Source organism: Brevundimonas sp. UBA7507, from assembly GCF_002478355.1.
Lineage (GTDB): Bacteria > Pseudomonadota > Alphaproteobacteria > Caulobacterales > Caulobacteraceae > Brevundimonas > Brevundimonas diminuta_D.
This window is the reverse complement of sequence record NZ_DLNP01000017.1, coordinates 192,519-208,505: the sequence shown is the minus strand read 5'-3', so window position 1 is coordinate 208,505 and position 15,987 is coordinate 192,519. Positions and strand designations below refer to the sequence as shown.

At 68.0% G+C, this 15,987-nt stretch carries 19 protein-coding genes; 5 read left to right on the top strand and 14 right to left on the bottom strand.

Features of this window, described 5'->3' with window-relative positions:
- Positions 1-2: 2 nt before the first annotated feature.
- The gene (locus B3D50_RS13185) at positions 3-1,271 is read right to left on the bottom strand and encodes an MFS transporter (protein ID WP_286951822.1); all 1,269 of its coding nucleotides are present in this window, start codon (positions 1,269-1,271) and stop codon (positions 3-5) included.
- On the bottom strand, positions 1,268-1,744 hold the full coding sequence (locus tag B3D50_RS13180; protein WP_286951820.1) for a cupin domain-containing protein: 477 nt from the start codon (positions 1,742-1,744) through the stop codon (positions 1,268-1,270). Before B3D50_RS13180 ends, B3D50_RS13185 begins: the two co-directional genes overlap by 4 nt.
- A gap of 50 nt (positions 1,745-1,794) precedes the next feature.
- Here B3D50_RS13180 and dapE point away from each other — a divergent pair, with 50 nt between their 5' ends.
- The 3 genes from dapE (at position 1,795) to B3D50_RS13165 (ending at position 4,418) form a co-directional block, all read left to right on the top strand.
- Positions 1,795-2,988, top strand: a complete 1,194-nt coding sequence (gene dapE / locus B3D50_RS13175) for a succinyl-diaminopimelate desuccinylase (RefSeq protein WP_286951818.1) — start codon at positions 1,795-1,797, stop codon at positions 2,986-2,988.
- 76 nt (positions 2,989-3,064) lie between these two features.
- Entirely contained in the window at positions 3,065-3,511 is a 447-nt protein-coding gene (locus tag B3D50_RS13170; protein WP_286951817.1) for a carboxymuconolactone decarboxylase family protein, read from the top strand.
- A gap of 4 nt (positions 3,512-3,515) precedes the next feature.
- Positions 3,516-4,418, top strand: a complete 903-nt coding sequence (locus B3D50_RS13165; protein ID WP_286951816.1) for a sigma-70 family RNA polymerase sigma factor — start codon at positions 3,516-3,518, stop codon at positions 4,416-4,418.
- On the opposite strand, the gene B3D50_RS13160 is transcribed toward B3D50_RS13165, so the two are convergent.
- From B3D50_RS13160 to B3D50_RS13150, 3 genes are read right to left on the bottom strand one after another with little or no spacing between them, the layout of a single operon-like run.
- A complete protein-coding gene (locus B3D50_RS13160; RefSeq protein ID WP_286951814.1) occupies positions 4,415-4,873 on the bottom strand; it encodes a YbaK/EbsC family protein in 459 nt (152 codons plus the stop codon). The two genes, B3D50_RS13165 and B3D50_RS13160, sit on opposite strands and share 4 nt — an antisense overlap.
- Complete coding sequence (locus B3D50_RS13155) at positions 4,870-5,085, bottom strand: hypothetical protein (RefSeq protein ID WP_046652522.1); 216 nt, start codon at positions 5,083-5,085, stop codon at positions 4,870-4,872. Before B3D50_RS13155 ends, B3D50_RS13160 begins: the two co-directional genes overlap by 4 nt.
- 1 nt (position 5,086) lies before the next feature.
- Positions 5,087-5,428: a RidA family protein gene (locus tag B3D50_RS13150; protein WP_286951811.1), complete on the bottom strand. Its 342-nt coding sequence runs from the start codon at positions 5,426-5,428 to the stop codon at positions 5,087-5,089.
- Positions 5,429-5,543: 115 nt separating this feature from the next.
- Between B3D50_RS13150 and B3D50_RS13145 the strand changes: the two genes are divergently transcribed.
- A complete protein-coding gene (locus tag B3D50_RS13145) occupies positions 5,544-5,978 on the top strand; it encodes an SRPBCC domain-containing protein (protein ID WP_286951809.1) in 435 nt (144 codons plus the stop codon).
- Between the two features lie 14 nt (positions 5,979-5,992).
- Here B3D50_RS13145 and B3D50_RS13140 read toward each other — a convergent pair whose 3' ends face one another.
- The 9 genes from B3D50_RS13140 to B3D50_RS13100 all read right to left on the bottom strand — a co-directional run bounded on the left by B3D50_RS13140 (position 5,993) and on the right by B3D50_RS13100 (position 15,312).
- Positions 5,993-6,973, bottom strand: a complete 981-nt coding sequence (locus B3D50_RS13140) for a type II secretion system F family protein (protein ID WP_286951807.1) — start codon at positions 6,971-6,973, stop codon at positions 5,993-5,995.
- Between the two features lie 28 nt (positions 6,974-7,001).
- Positions 7,002-7,985 (bottom strand): type II secretion system F family protein, encoded by a 984-nt coding sequence (locus tag B3D50_RS13135; RefSeq protein ID WP_286951805.1) that lies wholly within the window; start codon positions 7,983-7,985, stop codon positions 7,002-7,004.
- A gap of 5 nt (positions 7,986-7,990) precedes the next feature.
- Positions 7,991-9,577: a CpaF family protein gene (locus tag B3D50_RS13130; protein ID WP_286951803.1), complete on the bottom strand. Its 1,587-nt coding sequence runs from the start codon at positions 9,575-9,577 to the stop codon at positions 7,991-7,993.
- Positions 9,578-9,581: 4 nt separating this feature from the next.
- A complete protein-coding gene (locus B3D50_RS13125; RefSeq protein ID WP_286951801.1) occupies positions 9,582-11,099 on the bottom strand; it encodes an AAA family ATPase in 1,518 nt (505 codons plus the stop codon).
- Positions 11,096-11,776, bottom strand: a complete 681-nt coding sequence (locus tag B3D50_RS13120; protein WP_286951799.1) for a CpaD family pilus assembly protein — start codon at positions 11,774-11,776, stop codon at positions 11,096-11,098. Before B3D50_RS13120 ends, B3D50_RS13125 begins: the two co-directional genes overlap by 4 nt.
- Before the next feature lie 5 nt (positions 11,777-11,781).
- Positions 11,782-13,410, bottom strand: a complete 1,629-nt coding sequence (locus B3D50_RS13115) for a type II and III secretion system protein family protein (protein WP_286951797.1) — start codon at positions 13,408-13,410, stop codon at positions 11,782-11,784.
- A gap of 17 nt (positions 13,411-13,427) precedes the next feature.
- Positions 13,428-14,357, bottom strand: a complete 930-nt coding sequence (cpaB, locus tag B3D50_RS13110) for a Flp pilus assembly protein CpaB (protein WP_286951795.1) — start codon at positions 14,355-14,357, stop codon at positions 13,428-13,430.
- A 121-nt stretch (positions 14,358-14,478) separates the two neighbouring features.
- On the bottom strand, positions 14,479-14,991 hold the full coding sequence (locus B3D50_RS13105) for an A24 family peptidase (protein WP_286951794.1): 513 nt from the start codon (positions 14,989-14,991) through the stop codon (positions 14,479-14,481).
- Between the two features lie 120 nt (positions 14,992-15,111).
- Complete coding sequence (locus B3D50_RS13100; RefSeq protein ID WP_286951792.1) at positions 15,112-15,312, bottom strand: Flp family type IVb pilin; 201 nt, start codon at positions 15,310-15,312, stop codon at positions 15,112-15,114.
- Positions 15,313-15,594: 282 nt separating this feature from the next.
- Here B3D50_RS13100 and B3D50_RS13095 point away from each other — a divergent pair, with 282 nt between their 5' ends.
- Positions 15,595-15,984 carry a pilus assembly protein N-terminal domain-containing protein gene (locus B3D50_RS13095; protein ID WP_286951789.1) on the top strand — a complete coding sequence of 130 codons (390 nt, stop codon included), beginning with the start codon at positions 15,595-15,597 and terminating at the stop codon, positions 15,982-15,984.
- Positions 15,985-15,987 lie beyond the last annotated feature (3 nt).

Sequence of the window (15,987 nt, the reverse complement as noted above, 5' to 3'; positions counted from 1 at the left end):
CATCAGGTCAGCCGGTTCGCCTTCCTCAGGCTGGGGAAGGTCTTGGCCCAGACCCCTGTCGCGGCCAGGGCGCCGATCCCGCCGAACACCGCCGCGCCGATCGGGCCGAGCAGGCGCACCATGACGCCCGAATAGGCCTCGCCCAATTCGTTCGAGGCGCCGATGAACAGCATGGACACCGACGACACCCGCCCGCGCATGTGATCGGGCGTCGCCAGCTGGATCAGGGTCTGGCGGATGTTGACGCTGATCATGTCCGCCGCCCCGCCCAGGAACAGCACCGCCCCTGACAGCCAGACGCTCTTGGACAGGCCGAAAATCAGAGTGCAGACGCCGAACACGGCCACCGCCCCGAACATCCACCGTCCGCCGTGGCGCACGATGGGAAAGCGGCTGAGATACAGGGCCATGATCAGCGCCCCCACCCCGAACGAGGCCCGCAGCAGGCCGAAGCCGACAGCCCCGACATGCAGGATGTCGCGCGCGAAGATCGGCGTCAGCAGGGCCACGCCCGCCAGCAGGACGACGACCAGATCCAGCGAGATCGCGCCCAGCACGATCTTGGTCTTCCACACATAGGCCAGGCCTTCCCTGACCTGCTGCACCGGGCCCAGCTTGGACGGATCGACCTGCGGCTTGCCCTTGGTGCGGATCAAGATGAAGCAGGCCATCGCCGCCAGGAACAGCGCCATGGCCGAGGCGTAGGCCATCGGCACGGACACGGCGACGATGACCCCGCCCAAGGCCGGACCGGCGATGGCCCCGGTCTGGAAGGCGATGGACTGGGCGGCGATGGCGGGCGGAAGGGCCTTGCGTCCCACCACCATCGGCAGGAAGGCCTGACTGGCCGGGGCCAGGAAGGCGCGCGCCGCGCCGAAGACGGCGGCCACCGCCAGCAGACCCCACAGCGGCGGCGAACCGTGCAGCGCCATCAGCAGGAAGGCGCCCGCGCACATGCCCTCGACGATGATCGACAGGGTGACGGTGTGCTTGCGGTCGCGCCGGTCCGCCATGGCCCCGGCGGGCAGGGTGAAGGCGAGCAGCGGCAGGAACTGGCACAGCCCCACCAGCCCCAGATAGAGGCTGGCTTCCTCGATCGGACGATCGCGCCGGGCGATCTCATAGACCTGCCACAACAGGGCCGAGGACTGGATCTGGATGCCCAGAACCGCCGTCACGCGCCCCAGCCACAACAGGCGGAAGTCGGGAATGCTCCAGGGACTGGACGGGCCGTCGTCAGGGCGAGAAGCGGAGGTATTGTCGGTCGTCACGTTCGTCTGGGCGTCTTCGGATAGGGGGTTCCGTCGCGATGGGAGTATCGGTCGGCGCCCTTGGGCAGGATCATGTCGATGTCGGGATAGTCGCAGGCGTCCGTCGCCGGGCTGCGCGTTCCGATCTCCAGCAGCACCGCCTCGCGATCACTGCGGTTCTCGACCTTGTGGCCGTTGGGGACGCCCGCCTTGAAGCCCGCACAGTCGCCGGCGCGCAGGATGGTCTCGCCCTCGTCCTCGACCAGCACCACCTCGCCGTCCAGCACCCAGACGAACTCGTCTTCGGCGGCGTGCCAGTGGCGCTGGCTGGACCAGGCTCCGGCGGGCAGGCGCAGCAGATTGACCCCGAACTGGTCCAGGCCGACCGCATCGCCCAGTCGCTGGCGGCGGCGCGGCTTGCACGGCGCGGCGAATTCGTCCGGGTATCCGGTTCCGTTGAGGGTCGGGGCGGCGTCGATGTCGATCTTCGGCACGGTTTTCGGGCCTTCTCGCGAGTGCGGGATATGCCTAAAGCAATAGCCTCATGAACGCCGCATCACATTCCGTCATCGATCCTGTCGAATTGACCCGCGACCTGATCCGCATCCCCTCCGTCACCCCCGCCGACAAAGGGGCCATGGACGTGCTGGAGCGCGCCCTGACCGGCCTGGGCTTCACTTGCCGCCGCATGGTGTTCGAGGGGCCGAGCGGCGTCGGCCACGACGCGCGGATCGAGAACCTCTACGCCCGGCGCGGCACCGCCTCGCCCAACCTATGCTTCGCCGGCCACACCGACGTGGTGCCGATCGGCGACCTCAAGGCCTGGAGCGCCGGGCCGTTCGAGGGCGAAACCCGCGACGGCGTCCTGTACGGCCGCGGCGCCGTGGACATGAAGGGCGGCATCGCCGCCTGGGTCGCCGCCGTCTCGCGCGTGCTGGCGGCGGGAGAAGTCGAAGGCTCCCTGTCCTTCCTGATCACCGGCGACGAGGAAGGCCCGGCCCTGCACGGCACCAAGCGGGTGGTCCAGACCCTGGCCGCCGAGGGCGAGGTCATCGACGCCTGCGTGGTCGGCGAGCCCTCCTCGGCCCACCACCTGGGCGACATGATCAAGGTCGGACGGCGCGGCTCTCTGAACACCTGGATCACCGTCTTCGGCAAACAGGGCCACGTCGCCTATCCCGATCGCGCCGCCAATCCGGCCCCGGTCATCGCCCGCTTGCTGGCCCGTCTCGACGCCCACGTGCTGGACGAGGGCTATCCCGAGTTCCCGCCGTCGAACCTGGAGATCACCACCATCGACGTGGGCAATCCGGCGAGCAACATCATCCCCGCCGAGGCCAAGGCGCGGCTGAACATCCGCTTCAACCCGACCCATACCGGCGACGGCCTGATCGACTGGCTGAACCGCGAGGCGGGCGCGCTTCAGGCCGAGACGGGCTTGCGGATCGAGCTGGAGCACATGTGCTCGGGCGAGGCCTTCCTGACCGAACCCGGCGTCTTCGTCGGCGCGGTGCAGGACGCGGTGGAAGCCGTGCTGGGCCGCCGTCCGGAAGCCTCGACCACCGGCGGCACCTCGGACGCCCGCTTCATCCGCGCCCTGTGCCCGGTGCTGGAGCTGGGTCTGGTCGGCCAGACCATGCACCAGGTCGACGAGCGCGTGCCCGAGGCCGAACTGCGCGCCCTGACCGACGCCTATGAGCGCGTCATCGCAACGGTGCTGGAGCGCTTGAAGCCCTGATCCGCGTGGTCATGTCACAATCCGGCGACGTGTCTCGTCATGGAGGGATATCTCCCCAAGCCACAGGAGCCACGACATGACCCCGCGCATAACCAGCCCCGCCAAAGCCGCCCCCGAAACCTATCAGGCGATGGTGCGGCTGGAACAGGCCGTCGCCGCCAGCGGTCTGGAGCACAGCCTTCTGGAACTGCTGAAGATCCGCGTCTCGCAGATCAACGGCTGCGCCTATTGCCTACACATGCACACCGCCGACGCCCGCCGGGCCGGCGAGGACGAAGTGCGCCTGCACCTGCTCGCTGCGTGGCGGGAATCCTCGCTGTTCAGCCCGCGCGAACGCGCCGCACTGACCTGGGCCGAGAGCCTGACCCGCATCGAACAGACCCAGGCGTCCGATGCGGACTACGCCGTGCTCGAGGCCCAGTTCACGGAAACCGAACAGGTGAACCTGACCTTCGCCATCGGAGCGATCAACGTCTGGAACCGGCTCGCCGTCGGCTTCCGCTCGGCGCACCCGGCAGGCTAGCCGCATGTCGCGGCCTGATCCCGTCACTGAGACCTTCGAAACGCATCGGCCGCGACTGACGCGTCTGGCCTATCGAATGCTCGGCTCCCTGGCCGAAGCCGAGGACGTGGCGCAGGACGCCTGGCTGCGGTGGAGCCGCATCAACCCGGCCGAAATCCGCGAACCCGGCGCCTGGCTGACGCGCACGGCGACCCGTCTGGCGCTGGACCGGCTGAAGTCCGCCCGGATGCAGCGCGAGACCTATGTCGGCTCCTGGCTACCCGAGCCACTGATCACCGAGCCTGCGTCAGGCGTCGAGGGCTTCGCCGATGACCTGACCCTGTCGCTGATGACGGCGATGGAGCGTCTGTCGCCGCTGGAGCGCGCGGCCTTTCTGCTGCACGACGTCTTCGATGTCGGCTTTGACGAGGTGGCGACGACCCTTGAGCGCGACCCTGTTTCCGTCCGGCAGTTGGCCAGCCGAGCCCGCCGCCATATCCAGGCCGCCCGCCCCCGCTACGCCGTCGAACCCGAGGAGGGCGAGCGTCTCGCCCGCGCCTTTTTCGAGGCGGCGAAAACCGGCGACACCGCCGCTCTCGGCGCCCTTCTGGCGGACGAGGCGACGCTGAGATCAGACGGCGGCGGCAAGGTCATCGCCTTCCACAACGCCATCCACGGCGCGCCGAAACTGCTGCGCCTCTATGCCGGGCTACATCGCAAATACGGTCACGAAGGCTCTGAAATGGTCCGGCCGCTGTGGATCGACGGCCTGCCGGGCTATGTCAGCCTGGAACGCGGTCGGATTCTACAAACCACAGCACTCAACATCGCTCAGGGGCGAATCGTCGAAGTCTTCATCACCCGCAACCCGGACAAGCTGGCGCGCATCGCCGCCCTGTTGAACGCGTCGCCGCTCGCCTCGACCTAGCGGCAGGCGTCGACCCATGCGGCGCCCGTCAGTTCGACCATCCGGTCGGGGCTGATGCGGACGGCCGCGTGGATGTCTCCCGCCGCCGGGATCACCACGTCCCACGCCTTCAGCGATACATCGCAATAGACCGGCAAGGGCGTCGCCAAGCCGAAGGGGCAGACGCCGCCGACCGGATGGCCGGTCACGCCTTCGACCTCGGCGAGGTCCAGCATTTTCACCTTGCCGCCGAAGGCCGCCTTGGCCTTGGCGTTGTCCAGCCGCACATCGCCCGCCGTGACCAGCAGGACGGTGCGGTCGCCCGCCCGCAGCGACAGGGTCTTGGCGATCTGGCCGGGTTCGACGGTATGGGCCGCAGCGGCTTCGGCCACGGTGGCCGTGCTGACGTTCAGTTCGATGACCGCGATGTCCGGCGCCCGCTCCGCGAAGAAGGCCCGGACGCTGGCCAGGCTCACGCCTCGCCCGCCGCTTCCAGCCGCGCGATGCGGCGGTCCATGTCGGCGACCTGATCCTTCAGCCGCTGCGCCTCGGACGCCATGTCGACCGGCGCGCCGTCGTCATAGGTCAGCTGCGCCCCCTTCTCGATCAGGTCGAGGCGGTAGAGGGCGGTGACGCGGGTCGCCTTGAACCGCTCCAGTTCGCTCTGGTTCGAGATAACGCGCGCCATGTCAGCGCGCCGCCACGACGATGACCTCGACGAGGTAGTCGGACGTCGCCAGCTTGGCCTCGCAGGTGGCGCGGGCGGGCGGGTTCGCCGGATCGACCCAGGCGTCCCAAACCCCGTTCATCGCCTCGAAATCGGCGATGTCGGCCAACCAGACCTGGGCCGACAGGATCTTCGACTTGTCGCTGCCGCACTCGGCCAGGATCGCCTCGACCTCGGCCAGGGCGGTGCGTGTCTGGGCGGCGACGTCCTCGCCCGGTTCGCCGACCTGTCCGGCCAGGTAGATGGTCTGGCCGTGGATCACGGCCTGGCTCATGCGGCTGTCGGGCTGGATGCGGGTGATCATGACGGCTCCTTGCGCTGTGGCCCGGACTTAACGCGGCGGGACGAAGGCTCCAAGGACAAACGCCGGGCGCTTCTGCGTCTTCCTAAACGCAAAAAGCCGTGTCACAGGAAGCGCCATGGAAACGATCCGCATCGAGAACCGCATCGGCGTGCGCGCCACGGCCGAACGCCTCTGGGAGGTGCTGACGGACTTCGGCGGCTGGAACCGCTGGAACCCGCACGAGGTCGAGGTCGAGGGCGCCCTGGGCTTCGGCGCGCCGATCAGCCTGACGGAGCGCCTGCCCGACCTAGGCGAGCGTCAGGTTCAGGCCCAGCTGGGCGAGTGGGAGCCCAACGCCCAGTTGGTCTGGATCGAGCGTCGCGGCTTCCTGTTCCGCACCCTGCGCTATTACGAGATCGAGGAGTTGGAGCGCGGAGCCTGCATCGTGTCGCACGGCACGATCTTCACGGGCCTGCGCGCCGAGCTGTTCCACGACAAGCATCGCGCCCGCATCCGCCCCGCCTACCAGGCCATCAGCGAGGCCCTGAAGCGGACCGCCGAAGAGGGCTGAGACGTCTCAGCCCCTCAGCCGCCCTTCATCATGTCCTGGATGTTGATGATGGCCGGGCCCAGGATGACGACGAACAGCACCGGCAGGAAAAACAGGATCATCGGCACGGTCAGCTTGGCCGGAAGGGCCGCGGCCTTCTTCTCGGCGGCGGACAAGCGCAGGTCGCGGTTCTCCTTGGCCATGACGCGCAAGGCGGAGCCCAGCGGCGTGCCGTAGGTCTCGGCCTGGGTCATGGCGGTGGCCACAGCCTTGATGCCCGGATGCTGCGTCCGCTTGGCCATGCCCTCATAGGCCATGCGCCGGTCCGGCAAATAGCTCAGCTCGGCCGACAGCAGCGACAGCTCCTCGGCCAGTTCGATCGACTGGCCGCCGACCTCCTGGCTGACTTTCTGGATCGCCGCCTCGATCGACATGCCGGACTCCACGCAGATCAGCAGCAGATCGAGCGAGTCCGGGAAGGCCGCCATGATCGAGGCCCGCCGCTTGTCGATCATGTTCTTCAGATAGATGTTCGGCGCATAGAAGCCGACGCCCGCCGCCATCACCACCATGGCGACCTGGGTCATCATCGGCAGGTCCGGCTTGACCACGACAAACAGGTAGAAGGCCGTCAGCGCCATCAGGATGAAGGGCGTGGCGAAGCGGAAGAAGTAGAAGGTGTTCAGCGGGCCGGGCCCCCGGAAGCCCGCCTGGATCATGTTGTCGGCGACCTTGGGGTCTTCCAGCAGCTTCATCAGGTTCAGGCGAGCGACCACGCGACTGCGGAAACTGTCGTCGGTCCGACGCAAGCTGGAGGCTTCGTTCCCCGCGCCGCTGCGCATGGCCTGGCGCGACCGGCGACGCAGTTCCTCACGGCGTTCGGCCACGGCCTTCATCCGCTTGTCCAGCCGCGCGCCGCCGCCGACGAAGGAGGACAGCAGGGTCAGGACGCTGGCGAACACCGCCACGCCGACCCCGATGCTCAACAGGTTCTGCGGGTCGGTAATGAAGCGCATGAAGCCGTTCACGATCGTCGCCTCCGCCTCAGAACTTGAAGGAGATCATGCGCTTCATCACGAAGACGCCGGTCGCCATCCACAGGGCCGCACCCATCAGCATGACCTGGCCGCGGATGTCGGTGAACATCAGCATCATGTAGCTGGGGTTGGACAGCATCACGAGGATCATCACCGCCGGCGGCAGGGAGGCGATGATGCCCGCCGAGGCGATGGCCTCGGACGAGAGGGCCTTGATCTTCTCGACCATCATCCGCCGGGCGCGCAGCACCGTGGTCAGGTTGCCCAACGCCTCGGCCAGATTGCCGCCCGACTTCTGCTGAATGGCGATGACGATGGCGAAGAATTTCAGCTCCGGCGTCGGCATGCGCTCATACATCTTGTCCAGGGCCTGGGCGAGCGTCAGCCCCACCCCCATGCCCTCGACCAGGGTGCGGAACTCGCCGGCCAGCGGCTCGGGGCTCTCGCGGGCGATGATCTTAAAACAGTCATGGACCGGCAGGCCGGTCTTGATGCCGCGCACCAGGATGTCGATCGCATCGGCGAAGGCGAGCGAGAATTTCTTCATCCGCGCCTTGGCCTTCATGCCGATGATCCAGCGCGGAAGACCCAGGCCCGCCGCTACGCCGACGCCCAGGACGATGATGATGTTCGCCCCCAGGACGAAGGCCAGCAGCGCTCCGACCAGGCCTGCGACCACGCTTATGATGACGAAAGTCCGCACCGACAGGCTCAGTCCCGCCTGTTTCAGCTTGGCGCCCATGGTCATGCGCGCCTTGCGCTCGCGTCGATCGACCTCCTGAAGCTGCAGCAGGATCTGCTTGCGGCGCGCCTCGGGCGTGTTGGCCGCAGCCGCGCGCTTGGCGCTGGCCGCCGCCTCGGCCCGCACCCCGCCCATGGTCTTGGCCCGCTTGACCGCCTGGCTCGAGGAATCGTCGCCGCCGACCAGCACCCAGCCGACGCCGCCGATGGTGATGAAGGCCAGGACCGCCGCCAGGATGGGAAGCAGCATCGTCCCTACTCCGCCGCGTCCAGGGCTTCGGCCAGTTCGCGTTCCAGCCCGTAGTAGCGGGCGCGGTCCCAGAAGCGCGGACGGGCGATGCCGGTCGAACGGTGACGCCCGGTGATCTTGCCGTGCGCGTCCTCGCCGGTGATGTCGTAGACGAACAGGTCCTGGGTGACGATGACGTCGCCTTCCAGCCCCACCACCTCGGTGATGTGGGTGATGCGGCGGCTGCCGTCGCGCAGGCGCGCGGCCTGGACGATGACGTCGATGGAGCCGACGATCATCTCGCGGATGGTCTTGGACGGCAGGCCGTAGCCGCCCATGGTGATCATGGATTCCAGACGGCTGATCGCCTCACGCGGGCTGTTGGCGTGCAGGGTGCCCATTGAACCGTCGTGGCCGGTGTTCATGGCCTGCAGCAGGTCGAAGGCCTCGGGTCCGCGCACCTCGCCGACGATGATGCGTTCGGGGCGCATCCGCAGACAGTTCTTCACCAGATCGCGCATGGTGATCTGGCCCTGACCCTCCAGGTTCGGCGGGCGGGTCTCCAGACGCACGACGTGCGGCTGCTGCAGCTGCAGTTCGGCGGCGTCCTCGCAGGTGATGACGCGCTCGGTCGGGTCGATGAAGGCTGTCAGGGTGTTCAGCAGGGTCGTCTTGCCCGAGCCCGTGCCGCCCGAGATGACCAGATTGCATCGCGATGCGCCGATGACGCCCAGGACGCGCGCGCCCTCGGGACTGATGGAGGCGTACTCCACCAGGTTGCGCATCGTCAGCTTGTCCTTCTTGAACTTGCGGATCGTCAGCGTCGGGCCGTCGATGGCCAGCGGCGGGGCGATGACGTTGACACGGCTGCCGTCGGGCAGGCGGGCGTCGCAGATGGGGCTGGCCTCGTCGACGCGGCGGCCGACCTGGGACACGATCCGCTGACAGATGTTCATCAGCTGGCCGTTGTCGCGAAAGCGGACATTGGTCAGCTGAACCTTGCCGCCGACCTCGATGAAGACCCGACCGGCGCCGTTGACCATGATGTCGGCGATGTCGTCGCGCGCCAGCAGCGGCTCCAGCGGCCCATAGCCCAGCACGTCGTTCAGGATGTCCTGAACCAGGTGCTCCTGTTCGGCCACCGACATGGAGACGTTCTTGATCGCCACCAGTTCAGCGACGATGTCGCGGATCTCCTCGGACGCCGCCTTCTGATCCAGCTGCGCCAGCTGGGCCAGGTCGATGGTGTTCATCAGGGCGTTGAAGATGGTGGTCTTCGTCGCATGATAATAGTCGCTCTGCTCGCGCACGATCTCTGCGACGGCCTGGGCCTTCTTCAGCTGCTCCAGGCCCGGCGTGGCGCGAGGCCCCGCACTCGGAGAGGCGCTCGACGCAGGCTCAGGCTTGCGGCCGAGCAATCCGTCCAGGGCGTCCAGCCGATCGCTGCGCGGCGCGCCGGCGACGGACGGCGGCGCCAGAGGATCAAGATCTTCGGCCGAGAAACCGTCCACCGGCTCGGGCGCGCGGCGCGCCGGCGCCTCCGGCGCGGGGGCCGGGGCGGGGCGGGGCGGGGCGGGAGCCAGACCCGGCTGTGCTGTCCGCTTGCCGAACACGGCCTCAGGACTTCTTGCTGAACAGGGAGCCGAGCAGCGAGCCGCCGCCCTTGGCCGCCTGCTTGGCGCGGCCCGGCGCACGCGTCGTCGCGGCCGGCAGCTCTCGGCGCGAGACGATCTGGGCCAGGGTCTCGAAGGCCTCGGCCGCCTTGGTCTTGGCGGCGGCGTCGACGATCATCTGACCGTTGTTGGCGGCCGCGCCGAACACCTTGGCGTCGAAGGGAATGCTGAGGCTGGGATGGACGCCCAGGGCCGCGCCGAAATCCTTGGCCGGAATCTCGGGCCGCCCCGGCATGCCCACCTGGTTCAGCACCAGGCGCGGCGGGGCGTCGTTGGGGCGTCCCTGCTTGATCAGGTCGATCATGTTCTTGGCGTTGCGCAGCGAGGCCAGGTCCGGCGTCGCCACGACCACCACCTCGTCGGCCGCGATCAGCGCCCGGCGCATCCAGCCCGACCACAGGTGCGGCAGGTCCAGCACCACGAAGGGCGCGGTCGCCCGGATGCGGGTGGTGACCTCCTCGAAGGCCTCGGCGCCGATGTCCCAGTCGGTCTCCAGCGTCGCGGGCGCGGCGAACAGGCTCAGCTTGTCGGTGCAGCGGACCATCATCCGGTCCAGCAGGGTGGCGTCCAGGCGATCCGGCTGGTTCAGGGCGTCGGCCACCCCGTTCAAGGGGTCCTGGTTGAAGTCCAGCCCCGCCGTGCCGAACGGCAGATCATAGTCGACGATGACGGTGTTGACGCCGATCCGCTCGCTCATCGCATAGGCGGTGTTGTGCGCCACGGCCGAGGCCCCCGCCCCGCCGCGCGCGCCGACGAAGGCGATGGTCCGGCCGACGAAGGGCTGGGCCGGGTCGGCGAACAGGCCCCCGATGGCGGCGATCAGTTGCAGCGGGTGAACCGGCGCCACCAGATATTCGCTGACGCCCCGCCGCATCAGCTCGCGGAACAGCAGGATGTCGTTGGTCGCTCCGATGATGACGACCTTGGTGCCCGCGTCGCAGACCTGGGCCAGCTGGTCGATCTCGGCCAGCAGATCCTGCGGCGCCTTCAGGCTCTCGACGATGATCAGAGGCGGCGTCGGCTCGGCCTGATAGGCCTCGATCGCCGCCTGGACGCCGCCGAGGCGGATCTGGGTCGTGGCGCGCGCCATGCGGCGGTCCTGGCCCGCGCGCTCGGCGGCGGCGGCCGTGTCCTGGCGCTCGGCGAAGATGTGCACCCCGATGCGCGGGATCGACACCTCGACCGAGGCCGACCCGCCCATCGTCAGCGCCGTCGACGTCTCGAGCGCAGGCATGGCCGCCGCCACGGGCGGCGCGACGGCGGGGGAAGGGGCCGAAGCGTTCATCGCAGTCTCGGTTTCCGACCGCATCCGCCCGACCGGGTCAAAGGGGTCAGGCGCCTGCCCCATGCCCGCAGGCGCGAGCGCGCCCGTCGGGTGCAGGTCCATGAACTCATCATCAAGATCGAAGCCGTCCAGGGCGTCGAAATCCTGAGACGGGAAGGGCTTGGGCGCCGTCGTCATTGCACAGCCTGTGAAATCTTGGTCTGCGACAACAGGGTCTCGCGCTGGGCGGAGGTCTGTTCGCCCTTGCGATAGGCGTCGAACACCACCGAGCGACGACCGGAATCGGCCGGGATCATGGCGCGCGGGGCGATGATGTCGCGCGGATCGGCGATCTGGGCGGCCAGATTGGCGGTGACGGCGCAGCCGAAGTTGGAAGCCGACTGGTTGTCGCCGGTGCGGCCCAGATTGCCCCACTGGGTTCCGCACTGAGGCACGACTGCGCGCACCGTTTCAAAGCCGACCAGCACCGGCGCCCTGGGGTCCGGCGCGGCGTAGCCGACCAGTTGGATGCGCTCGCCCGGCACGCCCGCCGCCTCGAACGCCGTCTTGACGTCCCAGGCCGCCTGAGCTGCCACGGGATCGCCGCCCGCAGGGGCTTCGATCACCAGCACCGGCGCGCCCTCCATGGCGAAACGCCCGACCAGGGCGTCCAGCGCCGCGCGTTGATTGGCGGACAGGCCCGTCTCGTGCACGGCCAGGGCGATGCGATCCAGGCCAGGTTCTACCTGCAGGCTGAAGCGCGAGGTGGGGGTCAGCGGCGGCTCGCCGCCCAAACTGGCCGGGCCGCCGACGCAGGCCGACAGCGCCAGGCTCAGGCTCAGAACGGCGGCGGAGACGGAGACGGTGCGGATCATGGCGCTCACTCGATCACATAGCCGACAGGGCCGCGCCATCCGGCGCCCGGCTGCGCCGCCGGAGCGGGCGAGCCGTAGACCTGGTTCAACTGGCCGAAGAAGATGGTCTGGGCGTCCTGGGCGATGCGCAGGCCGTCGGCGGGCGTCTGCATCCGATCCGGCGAGGTCGGGTTGACGATGTAGGGCTCGACGATGACCACCAGCTCGGTCTCGCCCATGAGATAGTCGCGCGACCTGAACAGCTGTCCCAGCACCGGCAGATTGGTTGCGCCCGGAAGGGAGTCCACGGATTGGCGCGTCGATTCCTGCAGCAATCCAGCGATCATCATCGACCCGCCGGACGGAATTTCGATGGTGTTCTCACTGCGTCGCACCGTCAGGCCCGGCAGGGTGATCGAGGAGGGCGTGCCCGCGCCGATCGTCAGGCCGCCGCTAGGCGTCAGCTCCGACACCTCGACCTTGACCTGCAAGCTGATGCGCCCTTCCGACAAGACGACCGGCCGGAAGGCCAGACCGACGCCGTAGGGTTTGTACTCGACCGAAATCTGCCCTTCGCGATCCCGTCCCGCGGGCACCGGAAACTCGCCGCCCGCCAGGAAATTCGCAGCCTCGCCATTGACCGACGTCAGGTTGGGCTCAGCCAGGGTCCGCATCAGACCGACCCGTTCAAACGCTTCCAGACAGGCGTTGGCTTCCGTGCCGGTCGCTGTCTTCCATGCGGTAGAGGCGACGTTGCTGAGGACGTTGCTGAGAGACGTAGACTCCGTTGCGCCTACGGCCGCACTGAGAACATCGGTGATGGTGGTGGACGGGTTGCCGCCGATGTTGGTGTTAGTCGTGATGTTGCGCGATGCATTGGTGGAGGCGTTCGTGCCGCTCGTCTGGCCCTGCACCGCCTCGACCGTCTGCGAATGGTTCGTGGTCCGTACGCCGTTCTGGCCGTAGCAAAGAGTTCCGCCGCCGCCCTGCACGCCGTTCACCCCATAGCTGGAGGCGCGACCGAAGCCGTAGGAATGGATGCCGTTGTTGCGAAGAATGTCCGTCGAGACGCCCAGCTGCTTCAGGACTGAACGCTGCACCTCGACCACGCGCACCTTCAGCGTCACCTGATCCGATCCGGCGACGGCGATCATGTTCATGACCTTTTCCGGCGCGCTGACAAAGGCGCGGGCCACCTGGGCGGCGCGTTCGGCTTCCAGCGGGCTGGCCGCCACGCCGGTCAGGATGATGCTGTCGTTGACCGCCTCGGCGCGCACGTTCGAGCCCGGCGCCACACGCGCCAGGGTGTCCTGTAGCGCGCTGACGCCCGCGTCCACGCGCACGCGCAGCGCCAGAATGGTGCGCCCGCTCGCGTCCAGAAAGACCGCGTCCGTCTCGCCGCCCGCCAGGCCGATCATGGTGATCCGGCGCGGCGAATGCAGCATGGCTTCGGCCACGGCCGGATTGGAGATGATGACGTCGCGCGCATCCGCCGGCAGGTCGACGGCGAAGGAGGTTCCGCGCGGCAGGTTGACCATCTGCGGGCCCGAGCCTGCGGTGATGGCGGCGCGCGTCTGGGCGCGGGCGCCGTCCGACGCCGCAGAGCCGCCTAGGGCAACCAGGGCGGCGCAGGCGGCGACAGCGAAACGATTCATGCCCGATAGTCCCGTCTTCATGGCACCGCCACCGTTTCGGCCTGACCCTCGCGATAGACGCGCACGACCGAACCGCCGCCCGCCGCCCGCCCGCGCACCGCGCCCGGCACATGGCCCGACGGCCCGGCCGTATCGGCATAGGAGCGCAACACCAGCGACAGCTCGCCCTCGGACTTGGCGAGGGCCAGAACCTCAGCGTCGCGACCCGTCAGCTCCAGAGTCGCCGTGGCGCCGACGACCGCCTGTTCGTCCTCAGCGGCGCGGGTGCTCTGGTCGATGGCCAGAACCTTGACGTTCCGCATCACCGTGGCGGCCGAATATCTGGTCCCGCCGTCGTCGCCCGAGCCCTTGACCTCGCGCGTCAGCAGCACGTCCACACGGTCGCCGGGCAGGATGAAGCCGCCCGCGGCCGTCTCGACCGTCACGCGGATCGCCATGGCCCGCATGCCCGGCTCCAGATAGGCGGCCATATAGCCGCTGTCCCCGGCGCGCACGATCTTACGCGCCACCAGGGGCTCTCCGGCCAGAATGGGTTCGCGCACCACGGCGCCGATATAGTCCGACTTGGAGCCCGGCGTGTTCAGTTCGGCGACGGCCTTCATAGCCTTGTCCACCGTGGCGCTCTTGGCGTCGCCAGAGCCTTCGACGGCCGCGTTCTCGGCGGCGGCGCCCTCGGCCTTGGACGGCGGCGGCGGGCCGTCGGTGATGAAGAGAGGATTGAGTTCGTCGACCGGCCAGTCTTTCCAGCTCAGATCCGCATCGACCAGACGTCGGCCCGGCTCCAGATCGCGCGCGGCGACCAGCACCCTGGCCATGGGCCGCGTCTCGACGGCGGCGGTGGCGGTGGCCGTCGGCTGCCCCGACGACCCCATGGCGCGCACGACCAGCGCCAGACCGACGGCCGCGAGGGCGGCGATACAGATGACGGCGATCTTGGCGGGTTTCATCCAGTGTCTCCGGCAGACGCGATCGCGCGAACCCGGATGATCCGCCCCCTGCCTTTCAGGGATAATGGCCCGTCATGGTTAACGCGCCCCTAAGCTGGGCCGCCCTTGACGAACGACGTCATCAGCCGGCGATGTAGGCCGTCATCAGCGGACTGGACGGATAGGCCAGCAGGGCGCCGATGGCGATGGCGACCCCATAGGGAATGTCGCCCTTGGGCTGCATCAGCCGCATGACCCAGCCTGGTCCGCTCTGGGCGAAGAAAGGCAGACGGCTGCGCGCCGTCATCAGCAGCAGACAGAAACCGCCGCCAGCCAGCGCTGTATAGAGAATGAAGGGCAAGGCGCCCGAAACGCCCATCCACAGCATGGAGGCGGCCAGCAGCTTGGCGTCGCCGCCGCCGATCCAATTCGCCGCAAACATGCCCATGCCGACTACGAGAGCGGAGATCGCCAGCCCAACCGAAACACCGACGACGCTCAGCGGCAGACCCGAGGCAAAGGCCGCCGGGAAGAAGGCGATGATCAGCACCCCCGAAATCCAGTTCGGAATCTTCATCGTCGTCAGATCATGCAACGCGGCAACGACCGCAAAGATCGGCAAGGTTGCGAGCAGGAAGCGCATGAATTCAGACATAAGTCGTTTATGCGACCACATGTCTTAAGCTCTAGTTTCTACACCACCATGCACGCAGCATAAGGGCCGGAGCATAGTGCTCCGGCCCTTGGCATTAAGATCAAAGATCTCAAGCGACCCTTAGGGCGCAGGCGCCGCTTCCGGGTTACCAACTTCACCGCCAAGGTTTCCGGCGAGGTTGTTGAACGTGGTGGCGAGATTGTCACCCAGAAGAGTCACAGCCCCGATGATCGCCACAGCGATCAGAGCAGCGATCAGGCCGTATTCGATGGCCGTGGCGCCCGATTCGTCTTTGGCGAAGCGCGTGATGAAGTTGCGCATATTGTGTTTTCCTTCTTTCAATAACGAGCAGATGACCCACTATCAGGGTCGTCGGTTTTGCCCGCTTGACCCCCGTTTGCATGGAGACAATGCGCCGCCGCCCCTTAAGAGTGGGTAAAATCTCGACGTTCTCGCGCAATATTGATGGTTACTTTCTCGTTTACTAGAATTCGGCCCTCCCATCCCAGGCGATCTCGAATTTCAGGGTTTCTTGACCTTTGGCCGTCAGTTTCGCGTGCGGCGCTCGCGCGCGCCCGTTCTGATCCTCACGGAGGCCCCGCCATGCGCCCAGCTTCTCTTCTCGCCGGCCTGGCCGCAATGCTCGCCCTCGCCATGCCCGCCTTCGCGCAAGAGCGCCCGCTCGACGTCAAGCTGGACCAGGCGACGCAAGTGCGGCTTCGCGCCCCGGCCGGATCGGTGATCGTGGCCAATCCGCGCATCGCCGACGTCACCGTCACCGACGCCCGCACCCTGTTCATCACCGGCAAGAGCTACGGCCTGACCGAGATCATCGCCGTCGACTCCCTGGGCCGCCCGCTGTTCCAGCGCCAGGTGGCCGTCAGCCCCGGCGAAACCGGCTCGGTGCGCGTCTGGCGCGGCGGTGAAGCGGTGGAAATCGCCTGCGGAGCCCGCTGCGCGCCCGCCGCCGCCCGCCCGTCCACGGCCCCCTGATCC